19 protein-coding genes are annotated in these 19,889 nt (G+C 63.1%); 4 read left to right on the top strand and 15 right to left on the bottom strand.

All coding sequences use genetic code 11. The features are described 5' to 3' along the window. Positions 1-18 precede the first annotated feature (18 nt). From rnhB to rpsB, 15 genes are all read right to left on the bottom strand, one after another. Positions 19-651, bottom strand: coding sequence for a ribonuclease HII (gene rnhB / locus N5C28_RS15400; protein ID WP_279823593.1), 633 nt, complete (start codon positions 649-651; stop codon positions 19-21). After that, positions 651-1,784 carry a lipid-A-disaccharide synthase gene (gene lpxB, locus N5C28_RS15395; protein WP_279823592.1) on the bottom strand — a complete coding sequence of 378 codons (1,134 nt, stop codon included), beginning with the start codon at positions 1,782-1,784 and terminating at the stop codon, positions 651-653. The genes rnhB and lpxB overlap by 1 nt, the downstream gene beginning before the upstream one ends. Before the next feature lie 3 nt (positions 1,785-1,787). Beyond that, positions 1,788-2,564: an acyl-ACP--UDP-N-acetylglucosamine O-acyltransferase gene (gene lpxA / locus N5C28_RS15390; protein WP_279823591.1), complete on the bottom strand. Its 777-nt coding sequence runs from the start codon at positions 2,562-2,564 to the stop codon at positions 1,788-1,790. After that, the gene (gene fabZ / locus N5C28_RS15385; protein ID WP_279823589.1) at positions 2,561-3,001 is read right to left on the bottom strand and encodes a 3-hydroxyacyl-ACP dehydratase FabZ; all 441 of its coding nucleotides are present in this window, start codon (positions 2,999-3,001) and stop codon (positions 2,561-2,563) included. The genes lpxA and fabZ overlap by 4 nt, the downstream gene beginning before the upstream one ends. Before the next feature lie 51 nt (positions 3,002-3,052). Continuing rightward, positions 3,053-4,114: a UDP-3-O-(3-hydroxymyristoyl)glucosamine N-acyltransferase gene (gene lpxD / locus N5C28_RS15380; protein ID WP_279823750.1), complete on the bottom strand. Its 1,062-nt coding sequence runs from the start codon at positions 4,112-4,114 to the stop codon at positions 3,053-3,055. Further along, positions 4,114-4,617, bottom strand: a complete 504-nt coding sequence (locus N5C28_RS15375; RefSeq protein ID WP_279823587.1) for an OmpH family outer membrane protein — start codon at positions 4,615-4,617, stop codon at positions 4,114-4,116. Before N5C28_RS15375 ends, lpxD begins: the two co-directional genes overlap by 1 nt. A 44-nt stretch (positions 4,618-4,661) precedes the next feature. Then, positions 4,662-7,022, bottom strand: a complete 2,361-nt coding sequence (bamA, locus tag N5C28_RS15370; RefSeq protein ID WP_279823586.1) for an outer membrane protein assembly factor BamA — start codon at positions 7,020-7,022, stop codon at positions 4,662-4,664. 73 nt (positions 7,023-7,095) lie between these two features. After that, positions 7,096-8,448 (bottom strand): sigma E protease regulator RseP, encoded by a 1,353-nt coding sequence (rseP, locus tag N5C28_RS15365; RefSeq protein WP_279823584.1) that lies wholly within the window; start codon positions 8,446-8,448, stop codon positions 7,096-7,098. Then, positions 8,448-9,647: a 1-deoxy-D-xylulose-5-phosphate reductoisomerase gene (ispC, locus tag N5C28_RS15360; RefSeq protein WP_279823582.1), complete on the bottom strand. Its 1,200-nt coding sequence runs from the start codon at positions 9,645-9,647 to the stop codon at positions 8,448-8,450. The genes rseP and ispC overlap by 1 nt, the downstream gene beginning before the upstream one ends. After that, entirely contained in the window at positions 9,644-10,459 is an 816-nt protein-coding gene (locus N5C28_RS15355) for a phosphatidate cytidylyltransferase (RefSeq protein WP_279823580.1), read from the bottom strand. Before N5C28_RS15355 ends, ispC begins: the two co-directional genes overlap by 4 nt. Further along, positions 10,459-11,214 carry a polyprenyl diphosphate synthase gene (uppS, locus tag N5C28_RS15350; RefSeq protein ID WP_279823578.1) on the bottom strand — a complete coding sequence of 252 codons (756 nt, stop codon included), beginning with the start codon at positions 11,212-11,214 and terminating at the stop codon, positions 10,459-10,461. Before uppS ends, N5C28_RS15355 begins: the two co-directional genes overlap by 1 nt. Positions 11,215-11,229: 15 nt before the next feature. Then, on the bottom strand, positions 11,230-11,787 hold the full coding sequence (frr, locus tag N5C28_RS15345; protein ID WP_279823576.1) for a ribosome recycling factor: 558 nt from the start codon (positions 11,785-11,787) through the stop codon (positions 11,230-11,232). Then, positions 11,784-12,527 carry a UMP kinase gene (pyrH, locus tag N5C28_RS15340; protein ID WP_279823575.1) on the bottom strand — a complete coding sequence of 248 codons (744 nt, stop codon included), beginning with the start codon at positions 12,525-12,527 and terminating at the stop codon, positions 11,784-11,786. The genes frr and pyrH overlap by 4 nt, the downstream gene beginning before the upstream one ends. Positions 12,528-12,724: 197 nt before the next feature. Next, positions 12,725-13,588 carry a translation elongation factor Ts gene (gene tsf, locus N5C28_RS15335; RefSeq protein WP_279823573.1) on the bottom strand — a complete coding sequence of 288 codons (864 nt, stop codon included), beginning with the start codon at positions 13,586-13,588 and terminating at the stop codon, positions 12,725-12,727. Between the two features lie 125 nt (positions 13,589-13,713). Next, positions 13,714-14,457, bottom strand: coding sequence for a 30S ribosomal protein S2 (gene rpsB, locus N5C28_RS15330; RefSeq protein WP_279823571.1), 744 nt, complete (start codon positions 14,455-14,457; stop codon positions 13,714-13,716). A 301-nt stretch (positions 14,458-14,758) separates the two neighbouring features. On the opposite strand from rpsB, the gene map reads away from it, so the two are divergent. Genes map through N5C28_RS15310 form a run of 4 tightly spaced genes read left to right on the top strand, consistent with a single transcriptional unit; the run spans position 14,759 to position 19,880 of the window. Then, the gene (map, locus tag N5C28_RS15325) at positions 14,759-15,541 is read left to right on the top strand and encodes a type I methionyl aminopeptidase (protein WP_279823569.1); all 783 of its coding nucleotides are present in this window, start codon (positions 14,759-14,761) and stop codon (positions 15,539-15,541) included. A 31-nt stretch (positions 15,542-15,572) separates the two neighbouring features. Continuing rightward, a complete protein-coding gene (locus N5C28_RS15320) occupies positions 15,573-18,275 on the top strand; it encodes a [protein-PII] uridylyltransferase (protein WP_279823567.1) in 2,703 nt (900 codons plus the stop codon). Between the two features lie 58 nt (positions 18,276-18,333). Further along, positions 18,334-19,530, top strand: coding sequence for a succinyldiaminopimelate transaminase (gene dapC / locus N5C28_RS15315; RefSeq protein WP_279823566.1), 1,197 nt, complete (start codon positions 18,334-18,336; stop codon positions 19,528-19,530). Between the two features lie 2 nt (positions 19,531-19,532). Then, entirely contained in the window at positions 19,533-19,880 is a 348-nt protein-coding gene (locus tag N5C28_RS15310) for an ArsC family reductase (protein WP_279823564.1), read from the top strand. Positions 19,881-19,889: the final 9 nt, after the last annotated feature.

The raw sequence follows: 19,889 nt of genomic DNA, 5'->3' as shown, positions 1-19,889 counted from the left end.
CACTTGCAACGAATAGCGTCAGACGACCACCGCCGCCGCGCGCTCGCTCCAGGTCACGTCCTCCAGCAGGGCGCGAACCGGGGCGAAGGAGCGCCGATGGATCGGCGTAGGCCCCAGGCGACGCAGGGCGTCCAGGTGAGTGGGCGTCGGGTAGCCCTTGTGACCGGCCAGGCCGTAGCCCGGGTACAGCGCATCCATGGCGTGCATTTCACGGTCGCGGCTGACCTTGGCCAGAATCGACGCAGCGGCGATGGCCGGGACCTGGCTATCCCCCTTGACCACCGCAGCACTGGGCACCTGCAGGCGTGGACAGCGGTTGCCATCGATCAGTGCCAGCTTGGGCGTGATACTCAGGCCTTCGACGGCACGCTGCATCGCCAGCATGGTGGCGTGCAGGATGTTCAACTGATCGATCTCTTCCACTTCGGCCCGGGCAATGCACCAGGCCAGGGCCTTTTCGCGGATTTCATCGAACAGCAGCTCGCGTCGGGCTTCGGTGAGTTTCTTCGAGTCGTTGAGCCCGAGAATGGGCCGCAACGGGTCGAGGATGACGGCAGCCGTCACCACGGCTCCGCACAGCGGGCCGCGGCCGACCTCGTCCACACCGGCCACCAGCTCCTGCACCAGGCTGAAATCCAGGCCCAACTGCATCAGGCGCGCTCCACCAGGGCCAGCACGGCATCGGCCGCCTGCACCGACGCATCCCGGCGCAGGGCGCGGTGAATCACGTCGAAGCCTTCGGTCTGCACCTCTCCGCCTTCCAGCAACGGTGCCAGCACCTGGGCCAGGGTTTCGGGCGTCGCGGCATCCTGGATCAGCTCAGGGACCAGCAGGCGCTGGGCCAGCAGGTTGGGCAGCGAGATATAGGGGCTCTTCACCAGGCGCCGCAGAATCTTGTAGGTCAGCGGGGCGACCTTGTACGCCACCACCATCGGCCGCTTGTAGAGCAAGGCCTCCAGCGTGGCGGTGCCCGAGGCGATCAGCACCGCGTTGCAGGCGGCCAGCGCTTCGTGGGAACGGCCATCGAGCAAGGTCAGCGGCAGGTCACGGCCACTGAGCAACTGCTCGAGTTGCTCGCGTCGTTCCGGCGTTGCACAGGGCAGTACGAAATGGATGCCCGGGCGCAAAGCACGCAGGCGTACGGCCGCGTCGAGGAACAACGCCCCCAGGCGCGCCACTTCACCGCCACGGCTGCCCGGCATCAGCGCCACCACTGGCACATCGGCTGGCAGGTTCAGCGCCTCACGGGCCTGCGCACGATCGGCCTGGGGCGGGATGGTGTCGGCCAGCGGATGCCCCACGAAGCGTACCGGCACCTGGTGCTCGTCGTAGAACTGCACCTCGAAGGGGAACAGCGTCAGCATCAGGTCGCAGGCTTCGCGGATCTTCAGCACCCGCTTCTGCCGCCAGGCCCATACCGACGGGCTGACGTAGTGCACGGTCTTGATCCCCGCACGACGCAGCTTGAGCTCAAGGCCAAGGTTGAAGTCGGGGGCATCGATGCCGATGAAGACGTCCGGCTTGGCCGCGATCAGGTCGCGTACCAGGCGGCGGCGCCGGGACAGGAGTTCAGGCAGGCGGCCGAGCACTTCGACCAGCCCCATCACCGCCAGGCGTTCCATGGGGAAATAGGAGTTCAGACCCTGGGCCTGCATCAACGGGCCACCCACGCCGATGAACTCGACCTGAGGGTGACGCGCCTTGAGTGCCTGCATCAGGCCTGAACCGAGGATGTCGCCGGAAGCCTCACCCGCTACCAGCGCAACACGCAATACACCGGCCATGGGTTAGCGGGTAATGCCGCGGCTGGAAGCCTGGATGGAATTGCGGAACACGGCGACTTCGGGGAACTGCGCGGAGGACTCCGCCAGTTCGGCGAGTGCCTGCTCCACGGTCAGACCCTGGCGATAGACCACCTTGTAGGCGCGACGCAGGGCGGCGATGGCCTCGGCGCTGAAACCCCGGCGGCGCATGCCTTCGAAGTTCATGCTGCGGGCCTCGGCGGGGTTGCCGAACACCGTGACGTAGGCCGGCACGTCCTTGCCGATGGCGGTACCCATGCCGGAGAAGCTGTGGGCGCCGATATGGCAGAACTGATGCACCAGGGTGTAGCCGGACAGGATCGCCCAGTCATCCACATGCACATGGCCCGCCAGGGCGGTGTTGTTGACCAGGATACAGTGGTTGCCGATGACGCTGTCGTGACCGATGTGGGCGTAGGCCATGATCAGGTTGTGATCACCCAGGGTGGTCTCGCTGCGGTCCTGAACGGTGCCCCGGTGAATGGTCACGCCTTCGCGGATCACGTTGTGATCGCCGATCACCAGGCGCGTGGGTTCACCCTTGTACTTCAGGTCGGGCGTGTCTTCGCCCACCGACGAAAACTGGTAGATACGGTTGTGTTTGCCGATTCTGGTCGGCCCCTTGAGTATCACGTGGGGGCCGATGACCGTACCCTCGCCGATCTCCACATCAGCCCCGACAATGGACCAAGGGCCGACGACGACGTCGTCGGCCAACCTGGCACTGGGGTCGATGATGGCGCGAGGGTCAATCAAACTCATAGCTTGCGTTCCGCACAGATGATTTCGGCAGAGCAGACTTCCTTGCCATCGACACTCGCCTTGCACTCGAACTTCCAGATGCTGCGTTTGCTGCTCAGGAAGCGTGCTTCGAGGATCAACTGGTCACCAGGCACGACGGGCTGGCGAAAACGCAGCTTGTCCGAGCCCACGAAATAGTAAAGGGTGCCGTCGGCCGGCTTCACACCCATCATCTTGAAACCGAGGATACCGGCCGCCTGGGCCATGGCTTCGATGATCAGGACGCCCGGCATGATTGGATGCTCAGGAAAATGACCATTGAAGAATGGCTCATTGATGCTGACATTCTTATAGGCACGAATGGACTTGCCTTCAACATCCAGGTCGGCCACCCGGTCCACCAGCAGGAACGGATAGCGGTGCGGCAAATATTCGCGAATTTCGTTGATGTCCATCATTTCCAGAGAAGCCTGTAGTAAAAAGAGGGGAACGCGGCGCTGATGACCGGTTCAGGCATCAGATGAGGCGTTCCCGCTTTGGGTCACGGCGGCCAACTGTTTTTCCAGTTGTTGCAGCCGCCGCGCCATGTCGTCCAAGTGACGAATTCGCGCTGCACTTTTCTTCCACTCGCCCGCCGGCTGCATGGCGGTACCGGAAGAATAGGCGCCTGGCTCGGTGATCGAGCGCGTCACCATGGTCATGCCGGTGACGAACACGTTGTCGCACACCTCGATGTGCCCGACCATGCCGACACCGCCGGCGATCATGCAGTTGCGCCCGATCTTGGTGCTGCCGGAAATGCCGCAGCATCCCGCCATGGCGGTGTTGTCGCCGATCTGCACGTTGTGCGCGATCATGATCTGGTTATCCAGCTTCACGCCGTTGCCGATCAGGGTATCGGAGAGCGCACCACGGTCGATGGTGGTGTTCGCACCGATCTCCACATCGTCGCCGATGGTCACGCCGCCGATCTGGGCGATCTTCTGCCAGACGCCCTTTTCGTTGGCGAAGCCGAAGCCTTCACCGCCGATGACGGCCCCCGACTGGATGACCACCCGCTTACCAATGCTCACGTCGTGGTACAGCGTGACACGCGGCGCAAGCCACCCGCCTTCGCCGATCCTCGAACGGGCACCCACCACGCAGTGGGCACCGACCGTGACACCGGCTGCGACATGGGCACCGCTCTCGATCACCGCATAGGCACCGATGCTGGCGCTGGCGTCGACATGGGCGTCCGCCGCGACCTGCGCGGTCGCATGCACACCGGCACCCGCCTGGGGCTTGCGGTCGAACAGGTGGGACAGCTGCGCATAAGCCAGGTAGGGGTTGGCCACGACCAGCACGTTACCGGTATAGGCTTGCGCATCGGCAGCCGTGAGCAGGACAGCGCCTGCCTGACAGTCAGGCAGGAACTTGCGGTACTGCGGATTGGCCAGGAAGCTCAGCTGAGTCGGCCCGGCCTCTTGAAGAGTGGCCAGGCCGCTGATGAGTGTGTCTGCGGAGCCACGCACGGTGGCCCCCAGACGCTCGGCCAACTGACCGAGAGTAAAAACACCTGCCGTCATGATCAGCGCAGCTGATTCATGCGCTCGATGACTTGGCGAGTGATGTCGAACTGAGGTTTGACATCGATCACCGCACCGCGCTCGAGCACCAGATCAAAGTTGCCGTTCTTGATGACTTCTTCAACGGCCTTGTCCAGGTTCGGCTTGAGCTTCTTCAGCATGTCGCGGTCGGCGACGGCCTTGGCTTCGTTCAGCTCCTTGGACTGGAACTGGAAGTCACGGGCCTTCTGCTTGAATTCGAGCTCCAGACGCTCACGCTCGGCGGTCTGCATCTTCTCGCCGTCCTTGACCAGACGGTCCTGGATGCGCTTGGCGTCGCTTTCCAGGGTCTTGAGCTTGTTCAGCTGGGGGCCGAACTTCTTCTCGGCGTCCACGGCATAACGCTTGGCCGCGTCGGACTCGAGCAGTGCCATTTGATAGTTGAGTACGGCCACTTTCATTTCAGCGAAGGCTGGAGTTGCCAGCAGAGCGGCACTTAACAGAACCAGTTGAGTCAACTTACGCACGATGCAACTCCTGCAAAAACTGTGGGTGTTCGGTAGTCAGACGCTTAGAACGTCTGACCGAGGGAGAACTGGAATACCTGGGTGTCGGCATCGTCTGGTTTGACCACCGGCATCGCCAGGCTGAAGCTCAGCGGGCCGAGGGCGGTGATCCAGGTCAGGCCGACACCGACCGAGCTGGCCAGGTTGCCGACGTCGATGTCGCAACTGTCGCTCAGGCGCTTCTGGCTGGACGTGCAGTTGGTGTCGAAGACGTTACCCACATCCCAGAACAGCGCGGTCCGCAGCGAACGCTGGTCCTTGACGAACGGCAGCGGGAACAGCAGTTCGGCACCGCCCTGGATCAACACGTTACCACCGAACGGCAGCGGATCCTGATCGGGGTCCATGATGGTGCCCGGACGGTTGCCGCGGCTCGGCGTACTGCGTGGGCCCAGGCTGCTGTCTTCGAAGCCGCGCACGGAGTTGAAACCACCGGCGTAGTAGTGCTCGTAGAACGGCAGCTCAGCCGTGGAACCGAACGCGTCGCCATAGCCCAGCTGGGTGTGGAAGCGCATGGTGTAGGTGTCGGTCAGCGGTGTGAAGACCTGGCCACGGTAGTCGATCTTGTAGAACGACAGGTCGCTGCCCGGAATCGTGGTTTCGAACACCAGGCTCTGCGAATGGCCACGGTTGGCCAGTACGCCACGGTTGAGGGTCGATTCCGACCAGCCCACCGATGCCTTGAAGTTCAGGTAGCTGTCACCTTCCTGCTCGACGAAGTCGAAGATCTCGTCGACGGTGTACAGGCCGGTGTTGATGTCGTCCTGCTGAACGGTCAGGCCGTAGGTCAGGCGCGAGGTTTCGCTGATCGGGTAGCCGATGCTGATACCGGCACCCAGGCTGTCCACGGAGTAGCTGGATACGTCGACATCGAGTTCGTCGTAGTCGGTGGTGCGGTAGAAGGCGTTGTAGCCCAGGCTCACACCGTCCGCGGTCCAGTAGGGGTCCACGAAGCCGAAGTTGTAGCGGCTCTGGTATTCGCTGCGGGTCAGGCCGAGGCTGACGCGGTTACCCGAACCGAGGAAGTTGTTCTGGGTGATCGAACCGCCCAGGATCAGACCGGCGTTCTGGGCAAAACCCACGCTGGCGGTGATGGAGCCGGAGGCCTGCTCTTCCACGCTGTAGTTGACGTCGATCTGGTCGTCGGTACCCGGTACCTGCGGGGTTTCGACGTTGACTTCCTTGAAGAAGCCCAGGCGCTCGAGACGGGTCTTGGACTGGTCGATCAGGTAGGTCGAGGCCCAGCCGCCTTCCATCTGGCGCATTTCGCGGCGCAGCACTTCGTCTTCCGACTTGGTGTTGCCACGGAAATTGATGCGGTTGACGTAGGCACGCTTGCCCGGGTCGACGACGAAGGTGATCGACACGGTGTCGTCTTCGTCATGGGCTTCCGGCACGCCGTTGACGTTGGCGAAGGTGTAGCCGTCGTTACCCAGGCGGCGGGTGATCAGCTCGGAGGTGGTGGTCATCACCTTGCGCGAGAAGACCTGACCTTCCTTGACCAGCAACAGGGCGCGGACTTCTTCTTCCGGCACCTTGAGGTCACCGGTGAGTTTGACTTCGCGAACGGTGTACTTCTGGCCCTCATCGACGTTGACCGTGATGTAGACGTGCTTCTTGTCCGGGGTGATGGATACCTGGGTCGAGGAGATATCCATGTTGATATAGCCGCGATCGAGGTAGTAGGAACGCAGGCGCTCCAGGTCACCGGAGAGTTTTTCGCGGGCGTACTTGTCGTCGTTCTTGAAGAAGGACAGCCAGTTGGTGGTCTTCAGCTCGAACAGGTCGATCAGGTCTTCGTCAGGGAAAACGCTGTTGCCGACCACGTTGATGTGCTGGATCGCGGCGACCGAACCTTCGTTGATGTTGATCTTCAGTGCCACACGGTTGCGCGGCTGCGGGATCACTTCGGTTTCGATCTCGGCGGAATAACGGCCCTGGGCCACGTACTGACGCTGCAGCTCGTTGCGCACGCCTTCGAGGGTGGCGCGCTGGAAGATCTCGCCTTCGGCCAGACCGGACTGGTTCAGGCCCTTGAGCAGGTCCTCGCTGGTGATCGCCTTGTTGCCTTCGATTTCGATGCTGGAGATCGACGGACGCTCTACCACGGTGATGACTAGGACGTCGCCATCGCGGCCCAGCTGGATGTCCTGGAAGAAGCCGGTCTTGAACAGCTCGCGGGTCGCCTCGACCAGGTTGCGGTCATCGGCCTGCTCGCCCACGTTCAGGGGCAATGCACCGAAGACGCTACCGGCGGACACGCGCTGGAGGCCGTTGACGCGGATATCGGAGATAGTGAAGGACTCGGCGTGAACTTCGGCGATCATCAATGCGGCAAGTACCGCAGGTAGCAGCAGACGTTTCATGAAGTCCTTTCTTATTCCAACTGACGATAAAAAATCTGCCGCCCTAGGCGACAGATTTGCAATTCAGTAGCGGTTACAGACGACCCAGGTCGTTGACCAGTGCCAGTAGCATGACGCCGATCACCAAGCTGATGCCTATCTGCATCCCCCAACCTTGAACCCGTTCGGACAGTGGACGACCACGCACCCACTCGACCAGGTAAAAAAGCAGATGCCCCCCGTCCAGCACAGGGATCGGCAACAGATTGAGAACCCCCAGGCTTATGCTCAAGTAGGCGAGAAAATTAAGGAAATCCCCCAAACCCGACTCGGCCGAAGCGCCCGCCACTTTAGCAATGGTTATCGGCCCGCTCAAGTTTTTTACCGAGAGCTCCCCGAACAGCATTTTCTTCAGGGAATCGAGGGTCAGCAGGCTCATGGTCCAGGTACGACGCGCCCCTTCCGCCACCGCTTCGAGCGGGCCATAGCTGACCTCGCGAAGCATCTCGGCCGGCCATTCGGCGCCCTCGGGACCTGCCCCGAGATAGCCGGTGCGCGCCTCGCCTTCGCCGCGGGCGGCGAGCACCACGCTGACCTCGAACTGGCGCCCCTCGCGTTCGACCGCCAGCACGGCGGTCTGGCCCGGCATGGCGCGGACCCGGTCCACCACCTGCTGCCATTCGTCCAGCGGCTCGCCATCGAGCGACAGCAGACGGTCACCAGCTCGCAAATCTGCCGCCTTGGCCGGCCCTTTCGGATCGATCTCAGCCAGAACCGGCAGCAGCGTTGGGCGCCAGGGGCGGATGCCCAGGGAGCCGATCGGATCGGGCTCGTCCACACCTTTCTGCCAGTCGCGCAGGTCGATCTGACGCACACTGTCAGCGGTGGAGCCTTCGTCACGGACGCTGACCAGCAGCGTACCGCTCTCGCCCAGGCGACGAACCAGTTGCAAGTTGACCGCCGACCAGCCACTGGTCGCTTCGCCGTCCACCGCGACGATTTCTTGGCCGGCCACCAGGCCAGCCTCAGCAGCCAGGCTGTCGGGCGCCACGGCGCCAATGACCGGGCGAACCTGCTGGCTGCCCAGCATTGCCACCAGCCAGAAGAACAGCAGGGCCAGCAGGAAGTTGGCGATCGGACCCGCAGCAACGATGGCAATGCGCTGCTGAACGGTCTTGCGATTGAAGGATTGCTCGGCCAGCTCGGGCGGAACGTCACCCTCGCGCTCGTCGAGCATCTTCACGTAGCCGCCCAGGGGAATGGCGGCGATGACGAATTCGGTGCCCTGGCGGTCATGCCAGCGGACCAGGGGGCTGCCGAAGCCGACGGAGAAGCGCAGGACCTTGACCCCGCAGCGGCGTGCCACCCAGAAATGACCGAATTCGTGGAACGTGACCAGCACCCCGAGGGCAATCAGGGTGCCGACGATCATATACAGCGCACTCATCAGTCTTCTCCGCGATGGCCGCGATCGAGCCATTGGCCTGCGAGCTCACGCGCCCGGCGGTCTGCCGACAGCACGGTGTCGAGGCTTTCAACCGGCACGACGGGCTCGGTATTCAGTACGTTCTCGATGATACGCGCGATTTCCGGAAAGCGAATGCGCCGTTCGAGAAACGCCGCCACCGCCACTTCGTTGGCGGCATTGAGCATCGCGGGCGCCGTGCCCCCCGCCTCCGCCGCCTCGCGCGCCAGGCGCAGGCAGGGAAAACGTTGCTCATCCGGTGCCTGGAAATCCAGGCGCGCGACGGCGAACAGGTCGAGGGGCGCGACACCCGAGTCGATGCGCTGCGGCCAGGCCAGGGCGTGGCTGATGGGCGTACGCATATCCGGGTTGCCCAACTGGGCGAGCACCGAGCCGTCGATGTAATCGACCAGCGAGTGGATCACGCTCTGCGGGTGAATCACCACTTCCACCTGGGCCGGTTTGGCATCGAACAGCCAGCAGGCTTCGATCAGCTCGAGCCCCTTGTTCATCATGCTGGCCGAATCGACGGAAATCTTCCGTCCCATGGACCAGTTCGGGTGGGCGCAGGCCTGCTCCGGTGTGACCTCCAGCAGGGTTTCCAGCGGCGTTTCGCGGAAAGGCCCACCGGATGCCGTCAGCAGAATCCGCCGTACGCCGACCGGTGCCAGGCCACGGGCATAGTCACCCGGGAGGCACTGGAAGATGGCGTTGTGCTCACTATCGATGGGCAGCAGCACCGCACCGCTCTGGCGCACCGCCTGCATGAACAGCGCGCCGGACATCACCAGCGCTTCCTTGTTGGCCAGCAGCACCTTCTTGCCTGCCTGGACGGCGGCCAGCGTGGGCTTGAGCCCGGCCGCACCAACGATGGCAGCCATGACCGCATCGACATCAGGGTGTTCGGAAACCTCGCACAAACCGGCCTCGCCGGACAGAACCCGCGTGGCCAGGCCCGACGCCTGCAGACGCTCCTGCAAGGCGCGAGCGGCCGCGTCGTCCGGCACCACCGCGTAAAGCGGGCGATGGCGGACGCACAGGGCTTCGAGCTCGACGAGACGGGAGAACGCCGACAGCGCGAACACCTGGTAACGATCAGGGTGCCGTGCAATCACATCCAGGGTGCTGAGGCCGATGGAGCCGGTGGCTCCCAGTACAGTGATCTGCTGGGGTGCTGTCACAGCGCGCCCCAGCCGGCCAGCCACAACAATGCGGCGAAGACAGGGATCGCGGCCGTCAGGCTGTCGATGCGGTCCAGCACGCCACCGTGGCCCGGCAGCAGGTTGCTGCTGTCCTTCACGCCTGATTGGCGCTTGAACATGCTTTCGGTCAGGTCACCCACCACCGAGATCAGTACCACCACCGCCGCGCCCAGTACGGCGAGCAGCAGGCTGGTCATCGACCAGTCGCGCACGATCCCGACCACGACGGTGATCAGCAGGCTGGTCAGCAGGCCGCCGATCAGCCCTTCCCAGCTCTTGCCGGGGCTGACCTGGGGCGCCAGCTTGCGCCGGCCGAAGGTCTTGCCGGAAAAGTACGCGCCGATATCCGCCGCCCATACCAGCACCATCACCGCCAGGATCAGGTAATTGGCCAGCGGCCACTGCTTGAACAGCACCAGCCCTTGCCAGGCCGGAAGCAGGATCAGCAGGCCGATCAGCAGCTTGGCCGGCGCACCGGCCCAATAACGGCCGCTCTCGGGGTAGCCGATCACCGCCAGGGTCGCCAGGACCCACCAGACCACGGCGACAACCAGCACCAGCGGCGCCAGCACGGGCAGCCAGTAGAGCGCCAGCAGCAGGCCCCCCACCAGGGCGGCGTAGGCGACGCGCTGCGATTGCGCCTCGAAGCCGGCCAGACGCGCCCACTCCCACCCACCGAGGCAGACCACGAAACCGATGAACGCGGCGAAGGCAGCGCCATCGAGCAGGAAAAAGCCGCCCAACGCGATAGGCAGCAGCACCAGCGCGGTAATCACTCGTTGTTTAAGCATTAGACCTGGGCTCCAGCCGCTATCTGTTCGCTCGTTTTTCCAAAGCGACGCTGACGCTTGGCAAAATCCGCCAGTGCCTTGCGCATGGCGTCGTGTTTGAAGTCCGGCCAGAACAGGTCGGAGAAATACAATTCACTGTAGGCCAGTTGCCAGAGCAGGAAGTTGCTGATGCGGTGCTCGCCACCCGTGCGGATGCACAGGTCCGGCAGTGGCAGGTCGCCCGTGGCCAGGCAACTCTGCAGCAGCTCGGGCGTGATGTCGTCCGGACGCAGGTGGCCGCCCTGGACTTCTCGCGCCAGACGCTGGGCTGCCTGGGCGATATCCCACTGCCCACCGTAGTTCGCCGCGATCTGCAGGACAAAGCGCTTGTCGCCCGCGGTCTGCGCCTCGGCATCACGCATCGCAGCCTGCAATTCCGGGTGGAAGCGTGAGCGATCACCGATGATGCGCAGGCTGATGTCGTTGTCGTTGAGGCGCTTGGTTTCCCGGCGCAGGGCGCTCAGGAACAGCTCCATCAGCGCCCCGACCTCGTCGGCAGGACGCTGCCAGTTCTCACTGGAGAACGCGAACAGCGTGAGCACTTCGACGCCCGCCTCGGCGCACACCTCGATGACCGCACGGACCGCGTCGACACCCGCCTTGTGCCCGGCGACACCGGGCAGCAGGCGTTTCTTCGCCCAGCGATTGTTGCCATCCATGATGATTGCCACGTGCCGAGGCACAACCATCACATTACCGCCAGCTGTCTTGTCCATGAGTCAGCCTGACCGTCAAACGGCCATCAGGTCCGCTTCTTTCTGCTTCACGGCGACTTCGATTTCCGCCACGAACTTGTCGGTCAGCTTCTGGATGTCGTCAGCGGCGCGACGTTCTTCGTCTTCGCTGATTTCCTTTTCCTTGACCAGGTCTTTCAGCTGGCTCAGGGCGTCGCGACGGATGTTGCGCACTGCCACACGGCCGTCTTCGGCCGCATCACGCGCCTGCTTGGTGAAGCCACGGCGGGTTTCTTCGGTCAGCGCCGGCATGGAGATCAGCAGCAGCTCGCCCAGGTTGGTCGGGTTGAAGCCCAGGCCAGAACTCTGGATCGCCTTGTCGATGGCGGTCAGCATGTTGCGCTCGAACGCCACCACTTGCAGGGTACGGGCGTCCTTGACGGTCACGCTGGCAACCTGGTTCAGCGGGGTATCGGCACCGTAGTAAGGCACTTGCACACCGCCCAGGATGCTGGGGTGGGCCTGGCCGGTACGAATACGGCTGAACGCGTGGATCAGCGACTCCAGGCTCTTCTTCATGCGTTCCTGGGTGTCTTTCTTGATCTCGTTGATCATGCTTCATGCTCCTCGATCAGGGTACCTTCGGCGCCGCCCACGACGACATTGAGCAGGGCACCGGGCTTGTTCATGTTGAAGACGCGCAGCGGCATCTTGTGGTCGCGGCACAGGCAGATAGCCGTGAGGTCCATTACGCCCAGCTTGCGATCGAGCACTTCATCGTAGGTCAGGTGCTCGAACTTCTCGGCGTGTGGGTCCTTGAATGGATCGGCGGTGTACACGCCATCCACTTTGGTTGCCTTCAGCACCACGTCGGCATCGATTTCGATGGCCCGCAGGCAGGCGGCCGAGTCGGTGGTGAAGAAGGGATTACCGGTACCGGCGGCGAAAATCACCACTTCACCGGTTTTCAGGTGGCGCATGGCCTTGCGGCGATCATAGTGATCGGTCACGCCCACCATGGAGATCGCCGACATGACGATGGCCGGGATATTCGAGCGCTCCAGGGCATCGCGCATGGCCAGGGCGTTCATCACGGTCGCCAGCATGCCCATGTGGTCGCCGGTGACCCGGTCCATGCCGGCTGCCGACAGCGCGGCACCGCGGAACAGGTTGCCGCCGCCGATCACCAGGCCGACCTGCACGCCGATGCCGACCAGCTGGCCGACTTCCAGCGCCATACGATCAAGCACCTTGGGATCGATACCGAAGTCTTCCGACCCCATCAGGGCTTCGCCGCTAAGTTTGAGGAGAATGCGCTTGTAGCGCGGTTGACGACCACTCACCTGCTGAGCCATTACCAGTCTCTCCTGCGGCGTAAAGAATTCTCGCGGGCTCTTGGCCCACACTCATCGAGCGCTTCGACAGCGCCGTTGATCGTTTGTGCCGATCGGGTACAAACGATCCTACCTCTACAGACTAGCCACACCCTGGTTGAAAAAAGAGGCCGCACGCGTCAGCGGGCAGCCTCTTCTGGGTGACAGCGTCGGCCGTCTTACTGCTTGCTGGCAGCCAGCTGGGCAGCTACTTCGGCAGCGAAGTCGACTTCACCCTTGTCGATGCCCTCGCCCACTTCGTAACGAACGAAGGAGACGATTTCAGCGCCGGCTTTCTTGGCCAGGGCGCCGACCTTGATTTCCGGGTCCTTGATGAACGCTTGCTCGACCAGGCTGGCTTCGGCCAGGAACTTCGAGATACGGCCCTTGACCATGTTCTCGACGATGTTTTCCGGCTTGCCGGCGATCTTGTCGGCGTTCAGCTGCAGGAAGATTTCCTTTTCCTTGGCAACCAGCTCGTCCGATACGTCGGACGGGTTCAGAACGGCCGGGTTGGACGCTGCGACGTGCATCGCGATGTCCTTGGCCAGCTCGGCGTCGCCGCCTTTCAGGACAACCAGAACACCGATGCGGTGGCCGTGCAGGTAGGAACCGACCACATCACCCTGAACAGCGGTCAGGCGACGGATGTTGACGTTTTCACCGCACTTGGCAACCAGCGCTTCACGAGCCGATTCGCGCGAAGCGATCAGCGGAGCGGCGTCGGTCAGGTTCTGCTCGAAGGCTTCGTTCAGGCTGTCCTTCACGAAACCTTTGAAGTCGTCCTGCAGAGCCAGGAAGTCGGTCTGCGAGTTGACTTCGATGATCAGGCCACGGCCACCGTCGACGCGAGCGGCGATGGCGCCTTCAGCGGCGATGTTGCCAGCCTTCTTGGCGGCCTTGATGGCGCCGGAAGCGCGCATGTCGTCGATCGCTTTCTCGATGTCGCCACCAGCAGCAACCAGAGCCTTCTTGCACTCCATCATGCCTTGGCCGGTACGCTCGCGCAGTTCTTTAACCAGGGCTGCAGTAATCTCTGCCATGTTCGAAATCCTCGTGTGTAGGTCTTCAACCATTTCACCCGACAGGCGGGTGATGAATTCTGTGAGTGGCAAAAAGGGGGCTTAGCCCCCTTTTTGCGCAGCGAGTAACGCTAGATGCTTACCGCTCAGCCTTCAGCTGCTTCAGCAGCCGGAGCCTCTTCGACGAACTCGTCGGTGCCGCCGCCAGCGTTGCTGCGACCGCGAACAACGGCGTCAGCCATTGCACCCATGTACAGCTGGATGGCGCGAATGGCGTCATCGTTGCCTGGGATGATGTAGTCAACGCCTTCCGGGCTGCTGTTGGTATCGACAACGCCGATGACCGGGATGCCCAGCTTGTTGGCTTCGGTGATGGCGATGCGCTCGTGGTCAACGTCGATCACGAACAGAGCGTCCGGCAGACCGCCCATGTCCTTGATACCACCCAGGCTGCGGTCCAGTTTTTCCAGATCGCGCGAACGCATCAGGGCTTCTTTCTTGGTCAGCTTGGCGAAGGTGCCGTCCTGGGACTGGGTTTCCAGCTCGCGCAGGCGCTTGATCGAAGCACGGATGGTCTTGTAGTTGGTCAGCATGCCGCCCAACCAGCGGTGATCGACGAACGGGGAGCCGCAACGAGCAGCTTCTTCGCGAACGATCTTGCCAGCGGAACGCTTGGTGCCGACGAACAGGATCTTGTTCTTGCCAGCAGCCAGCTTTTCAACGAACGACAGGGCGTCGTTGAACATCGGCAGGGTTTTTTCCAGGTTGATGATGTGAATCTTGTTGCGCGCGCCGAAAATGTACTTGCCCATTTTCGGGTTCCAGTAACGGGTCTGGTGGCCGAAGTGCACACCGGCCTTCAGCATATCGCGCATATTGACTTGGGACATGATAGTTCCTTGATAAGTCGGGTTAGGCCTCCACGCGTCCCAATTTCCAACCCTTGCGGGCACCCAGGAAATCGTGTCGACACGTGTGTGGGTTTAAGCTTTCGGGCGACTGCCTCGTAAAGCGGCGCGTTTTATACCATAACGACGCCCGATAGGCTACAAGCAACGCAGTACAAACTGCCGCCTGCCTTGCCATTATAGAGAGGGAAGATCGCCACGTGCCGCCCGCCGTCGCCTTCTCTGTTAGAATCCCCGCTTTCCCTTATTTTGTCCTGCGCCCCTGAGCGCCGAGAGAGTACGCATGACCGTCACGATCAAGACGCCCGATGAAATCGAAAAAATGCGCGTGGCCGGCCGTCTGGCCGCCGAAGTGCTGGAGATGATCGGCGAGCACGTCAAGCCCGGGGTCACCACCGAAGAGCTGGACCGCATCTGCCACGATTACATCGTCAACGTGCAGCAGGCGATCCCTGCCCCCCTGAACTACAAGGGCTACCCCAAGTCGATCTGCACCTCGATCAACCACGTGGTCTGCCACGGCATCCCCAACGAGAAGCCGCTCAAGGACGGTGACGTCCTGAACATCGACATCACCGTGATCAAGGACGGCTACCACGGCGACACCAGCAAGATGTTCATGGTCGGCAAGGTGCCGGAGTGGGCCGAGCGCCTGTCCAAAATCACCCAGGAATGTCTGTACAAGGGCATCCAGCTGGTCCGTCCCGGCGCGCGCCTGGGCGATATCGGCGAAGTGATCCAGAAGCATGCGGAAAAGAACGGTTTCTCGGTCGTTCGCGAATACTGCGGCCATGGCATCGGTGCGGTGTTCCACGAAGAGCCGCAGGTCCTGCACTACGGCCGCGCCGGCACCGGCATGGAGCTGAAAGAAGGCATGACCTTCACCATCGAGCCGATGATCAACCAGGGCCGCGCCGAAACCCGCCTGCTCGGCGATGGCTGGACCGCGATCACCAAGGACCGCAAACTCTCCGCCCAGTGGGAACACACCCTGCTGGTCACGGCTGACGGCTACGAGATTTTCACCCTGCGCAGCGACGACACCATCCCGCGCACCTCCGCCTAATGACTGCCGCTCTATAAAGGAAGGCTGCTGCATGCCGCAGGTAGATCCCGAATTGTTCGACCGTGGGCAGTTCCAGGCGGAACTGGCACTGAAGGCCAGCCCTATCGCGGCCTTCAAGAAAGCCATCCGCCGGGCCCACGAGGTGCTCGACAAGCGTTTTCGCGATGGCCGGGAAATCCGCCGCCTAGTGGAGGACCGTGCCTGGTTCACCGACCAGATCCTGCGCCAAGCCTGGGATCGCCTCGCCTGGAGCGAAGACGCCGACATCGCGCTGCTCGCGGTCGGCGGCTACGGCCGCGGTGAACTGCACCCCTATTCGGACATCGACCTGCTGATCCTGCTGGACGGCGCCGACCACGAGACCTTCCGCGAGCCGATCGAACGTTTCCTGACGCTGCTCTGGGACATCGGCCTGGAAGTCGGCCAGAGCGTGCGCTCGGTCGACGAGTGCGCCCAGGAGGCCCAGGCTGACCTGACGGTGGTCACCAACCTGATGGAAAGCCGCACCATCGCCGGCCCCGAACGCCTGCGCCAGCGTATGCAGGATGTCACCAGCACCACGGCCATGTGGCCGAGCAAGCACTTCTTCCTGGCCAAGCGCGAGGAACAACGCGCGCGGCACCGCAAGTACAACGACACCGAGTACAACCTGGAGCCCAACGTCAAAGGCTCTCCGGGCGGGCTGCGCGACATCCAGACCATTCTCTGGGTGGCACGCCGTCACTTCGGCACACTCAACCTGCACTCCATGGTGGGCCAGGGCTTCCTCCTGGAAGGCGAATACAGCCTGCTGGCTTCCAGCCAGGAGTTTCTCTGGAAGGTGCGCTACGCCCTGCACATGCTGGCAGGCCGCGCCGAAGACCGCCTGCTGTTCGACCACCAGAGCAAGGTCGCGGAGCTGCTCGGCTTCGAGGACACCAATGCCAAGCGCAGCATCGAGCGCTTCATGCAGAAGTACTACCGCGTGGTCATGGGCATCGCCGAGCTGAGCGACCTGATCAACCAGCACTTCGAGGAGGAAATCCTCCGGGCCGGCGAAAGCGGGCCGGCGACCCCGCTCAACAGCCGCTTCCAGCTGCGCGACAACTACATCGAAGTGACCAACCCGAACGTCTTCAAGCGCACACCCTTCGCGATCCTGGAGATTTTCGTGCTGATGGCACAGCACCCGGACATCAAGGGCGTATGCGCCGACAGCATTCGCCTGTTGCGCGATCATCGCCACCTGATCGACGACGATTTCCGCAAGGACATCCGCAATACCAGCCTGTTCATCGAACTGTTCAAGAGCCCCCAGGGCATCCACCGCAACCTGCGGCGGATGAACCGCTACGGCATTCTCGGCCGCTACTTGCCGGAGTTCGGGCACATCGTCGGGCAGATGCAGCACGACCTCTTCCACATCTACACGGTCGATGCGCACACGCTCAACCTGATCAAACACATTCGCAAGTTCAAGTGGCCGGAGCTGGCAGAGAAATTCCCCCTCGCCAGCAAGCTGATCGACAAGCTGCCCAAGCCCGAACTGATCTACCTGGCCGGTCTCTACCACGACATCGGCAAGGGCCGTGGCGGCGACCACTCGGAGCTGGGCGCGGTGGACGCCGAGGCCTTCTGCGTGCGCCACCAGTTGCCGAGCTGGGATTCCAAACTGATCGTCTGGCTGGTGCAGCACCACCTGGTGATGTCCACCACCGCCCAGCGCAAGGACCTTTCCGACCCGCAGGTGATCTACGATTTCGCCCAGTTCGTCGGCGACCAGACGCACCTGGACTACCTGTACGTGCTCACCGTGGCCGACATCAACGCCACCAACCCGAGCCTGTGGAACTCTTGGCGCGCCAGCCTGCTGCGCCAGCTTTACACCGAGACCAAGCGCGCCCTGCGCCGGGGCCTGGAAAACCGCCTGGAGCGCGAAGAGCAGATCCGCCTGACCCAGAGCGCCGCCCTGGACATCCTGGTGCGTGGCGGCACCGACCAGGACGACGCCGAGCAGCTGTGGTCGCAACTGGGCGACGACTATTTCCTGCGCCACACCGCCAACGACGTGGCCTGGCACACCGAAGCCATCCTCCAGCACCCCAACGACGGCAACCCGCTGGTGCTGATCAAGGAAACCACCCAGCGCGAGTTCGAGGGCGGCACCCAGATATTCATCTACGCCCAGGACCAGCACGACTTCTTCGCCGTGACCGTGGCCGCCATGGCCCAGCTCAACCTGAACATCCATGACGCGCGGATTCTCACGTCCACCAGCCAGTTCACCCTCGACACCTACATCGTGCTCGAGGCCGAAGGCGGCTCGATCGGCGACAACCCCGAGCGCATCCGGACCATTCGCCAGGGGCTGGTCGACGCCCTGAAGAACCCGGACGAGTATCCGAGCATCATCCAGCGCCGGGTGCCGCGCCAGCTGAAGCACTTCGCCTTCGCGCCCCAGGTGACCATCCACAACGACGCCAAGCGCCCGGTGACCGTCCTCGAACTGACCGCACCGGACCGCCCCGGCCTGCTGGCCCGCGTCGGGCGGATCTTTCTCGATTTCGACCTGTCGCTGCAGAACGCCAAGATCGCCACCCTGGGCGAGCGCGTGGAAGACGTGTTCTTCGTCACCGACGCGCACAACCAGCCGCTGTCCGATCCCGAACTGTGCATCCGCCTGCAGGACGCGATCATCGAACAACTGTCGGACGCCCACGGGCAGCCCGCCGACCTCAGCCGGATATCCATCTGATGCCGGCCATGATCTCCACCGACTGCCGACCGGCAGCCAGCGACACCAGGAACTCGCCATGAACGACGCGTTGAACCAGTTGCAGCCCTACCCCTTCGAGAAACTGCGCGCCCTGCTCGCTGACGCCCGGCCGTCGGCAGACAAATCGGCTATCGCCCTGTCGATCGGCGAGCCCAAGCACCGCTCGCCGGCCTTCGTGGCCGAGGCCCTGAGTGCCAATCTGGAGCAACTGGCGGTCTACCCGACCACCCTGGGCATTCCGGCCCTGCGCGAAGCGATCGCCACCTGGGCCACCCGACGCTTCAACCTGGACGCCGGCGTGCTCGACCCGGCGCGCCATGTGCTGCCCGTCAACGGCACCCGCGAAGCGCTGTTCGCCTTCACCCAGACCGTGGTCAACCGTTCGGCCAATGGCCTGGTGGTCAGCCCCAACCCGTTCTACCAGATCTACGAGGGCGCGGCCCTGCTGGCCGGCGCGCAGCCGCACTACCTACCTTGCCTGGAAGAACACGGCTTCAACCCGGACTTCGACGCGGTCAGCCGCGACGTCTGGGAGCGCTGCCAGATCCTGTTCCTGTGCTCGCCGGGCAACCCGACCGGCGCGCTGATCCCGGTGGAAACCCTGAAGAAGCTGATCGCCCTGGCCGACGAGCACGACTTCGTGATCGCCGCCGACGAGTGCTACAGCGAGCTGTACTTCGACGAACAACAGCCGCCGGCCGGCCTGCTCACCGCCTGCGCCGAGCTGGGTCGCAACGATTTCAAGCGCTGCGTGGTGTTCCACAGCCTGTCCAAGCGCTCTAACCTGCCGGGGCTGCGCTCGGGCTTCGTCGCCGGTGACGCCGACATTCTGAAATCTTTCCTGCTGTACCGTACCTACCACGGCTGCGCCATGCCGGTGCAGACCCAGCTGGCCAGCGTCGCGGCCTGGCAGGACGAAGCCCACGTCAAGGCCAACCGCGACCTGTACCGCGAGAAGTTCGACGCCGTGCTGGCGATCCTCGACGGCGTGCTCGACGTGCAGCGCCCGGATGGCGGCTTCTACCTGTGGGCCAAGACCCCGGTGGACGACGAAACCTTCACCCGTGAGCTGTTCGCCCGCGAACACGTCACCGTGGTGCCGGGTTCCTACCTGTCGCGCAGCGTCGACGGCCACAACCCCGGCGCCGGCCGCGTGCGCATGGCACTGGTGGCCCCGCTGGCGGAGTGCGTCGAAGCCGCCGAACGTATCCGCGACTTTGTGAAGAGCCTGTAACCATGAGCAAAACCCTGTTTGGCATCAAAGCCTGCGACACCATGAAAAAGGCCCGCACCTGGCTCGACGAGCACGGCGTGGACTACCAGTTTCATGACTACAAAGCCGTCGGCATCGACCGCGGCAACCTGGAAAAGTGGTGCGATGAACATGGTTGGGAAACCGTCCTGAACCGTGCCGGCACCACCTTCCGCAAGCTCGACGACAGCCAGAAGGCCGATCTCGACCAAGGCAAGGCCATCGACCTGATGCTGGCCCAGCCGTCGATGATCAAACGCCCGGTGCTGGACCTCGGCAACAAGACCCTGGTTGGTTTCAAACCCGAGCGCTACGCCGCCGAACTGGCGTGACGCCCCCTT

Origin of the sequence: Pseudomonas sp. GD03944 (genome assembly GCF_029839275.1) — a bacterium.
In the GTDB taxonomy this organism is placed as follows: Bacteria; Pseudomonadota; Gammaproteobacteria; order Pseudomonadales; family Pseudomonadaceae; genus Aquipseudomonas.
This window is presented reverse-complemented; position numbering and strand designations above follow the sequence as displayed.

Excerpts from the sequence above, each read along its gene's own strand:
- rnhB (WP_279823593.1), bottom strand. The coding sequence starts at position 651 with ATGCAGTTGGGCCTGGATTTCAGCCTGGTGCAGGAGCTGGTGGCCGGT.
- lpxB (WP_279823592.1), bottom strand. The coding sequence starts at position 1,784 with ATGGCCGGTGTATTGCGTGTTGCGCTGGTAGCGGGTGAGGCTTCCGGC.
- lpxA (WP_279823591.1), bottom strand. The coding sequence starts at position 2,564 with ATGAGTTTGATTGACCCTCGCGCCATCATCGACCCCAGTGCCAGGTTG.
- fabZ (WP_279823589.1), bottom strand. The coding sequence starts at position 3,001 with ATGATGGACATCAACGAAATTCGCGAATATTTGCCGCACCGCTATCCG.
- bamA (WP_279823586.1), bottom strand. The coding sequence starts at position 7,022 with ATGAAACGTCTGCTGCTACCTGCGGTACTTGCCGCATTGATGATCGCC.
- rseP (WP_279823584.1), bottom strand. The coding sequence starts at position 8,448 with ATGAGTGCGCTGTATATGATCGTCGGCACCCTGATTGCCCTCGGGGTG.
- N5C28_RS15355 (WP_279823580.1), bottom strand. The coding sequence starts at position 10,459 with ATGCTTAAACAACGAGTGATTACCGCGCTGGTGCTGCTGCCTATCGCG.
- uppS (WP_279823578.1), bottom strand. The coding sequence starts at position 11,214 with ATGGACAAGACAGCTGGCGGTAATGTGATGGTTGTGCCTCGGCACGTG.
- frr (WP_279823576.1), bottom strand. The coding sequence starts at position 11,787 with ATGATCAACGAGATCAAGAAAGACACCCAGGAACGCATGAAGAAGAGC.
- pyrH (WP_279823575.1), bottom strand. The coding sequence starts at position 12,527 with ATGGCTCAGCAGGTGAGTGGTCGTCAACCGCGCTACAAGCGCATTCTC.
- tsf (WP_279823573.1), bottom strand. The coding sequence starts at position 13,588 with ATGGCAGAGATTACTGCAGCCCTGGTTAAAGAACTGCGCGAGCGTACC.
- rpsB (WP_279823571.1), bottom strand. The coding sequence starts at position 14,457 with ATGTCCCAAGTCAATATGCGCGATATGCTGAAGGCCGGTGTGCACTTC.
- map (WP_279823569.1), top strand. The coding sequence starts at position 14,759 with ATGACCGTCACGATCAAGACGCCCGATGAAATCGAAAAAATGCGCGTG.
- N5C28_RS15320 (WP_279823567.1), top strand. The coding sequence starts at position 15,573 with ATGCCGCAGGTAGATCCCGAATTGTTCGACCGTGGGCAGTTCCAGGCG.
- dapC (WP_279823566.1), top strand. The coding sequence starts at position 18,334 with ATGAACGACGCGTTGAACCAGTTGCAGCCCTACCCCTTCGAGAAACTG.
- N5C28_RS15310 (WP_279823564.1), top strand. The coding sequence starts at position 19,533 with ATGAGCAAAACCCTGTTTGGCATCAAAGCCTGCGACACCATGAAAAAG.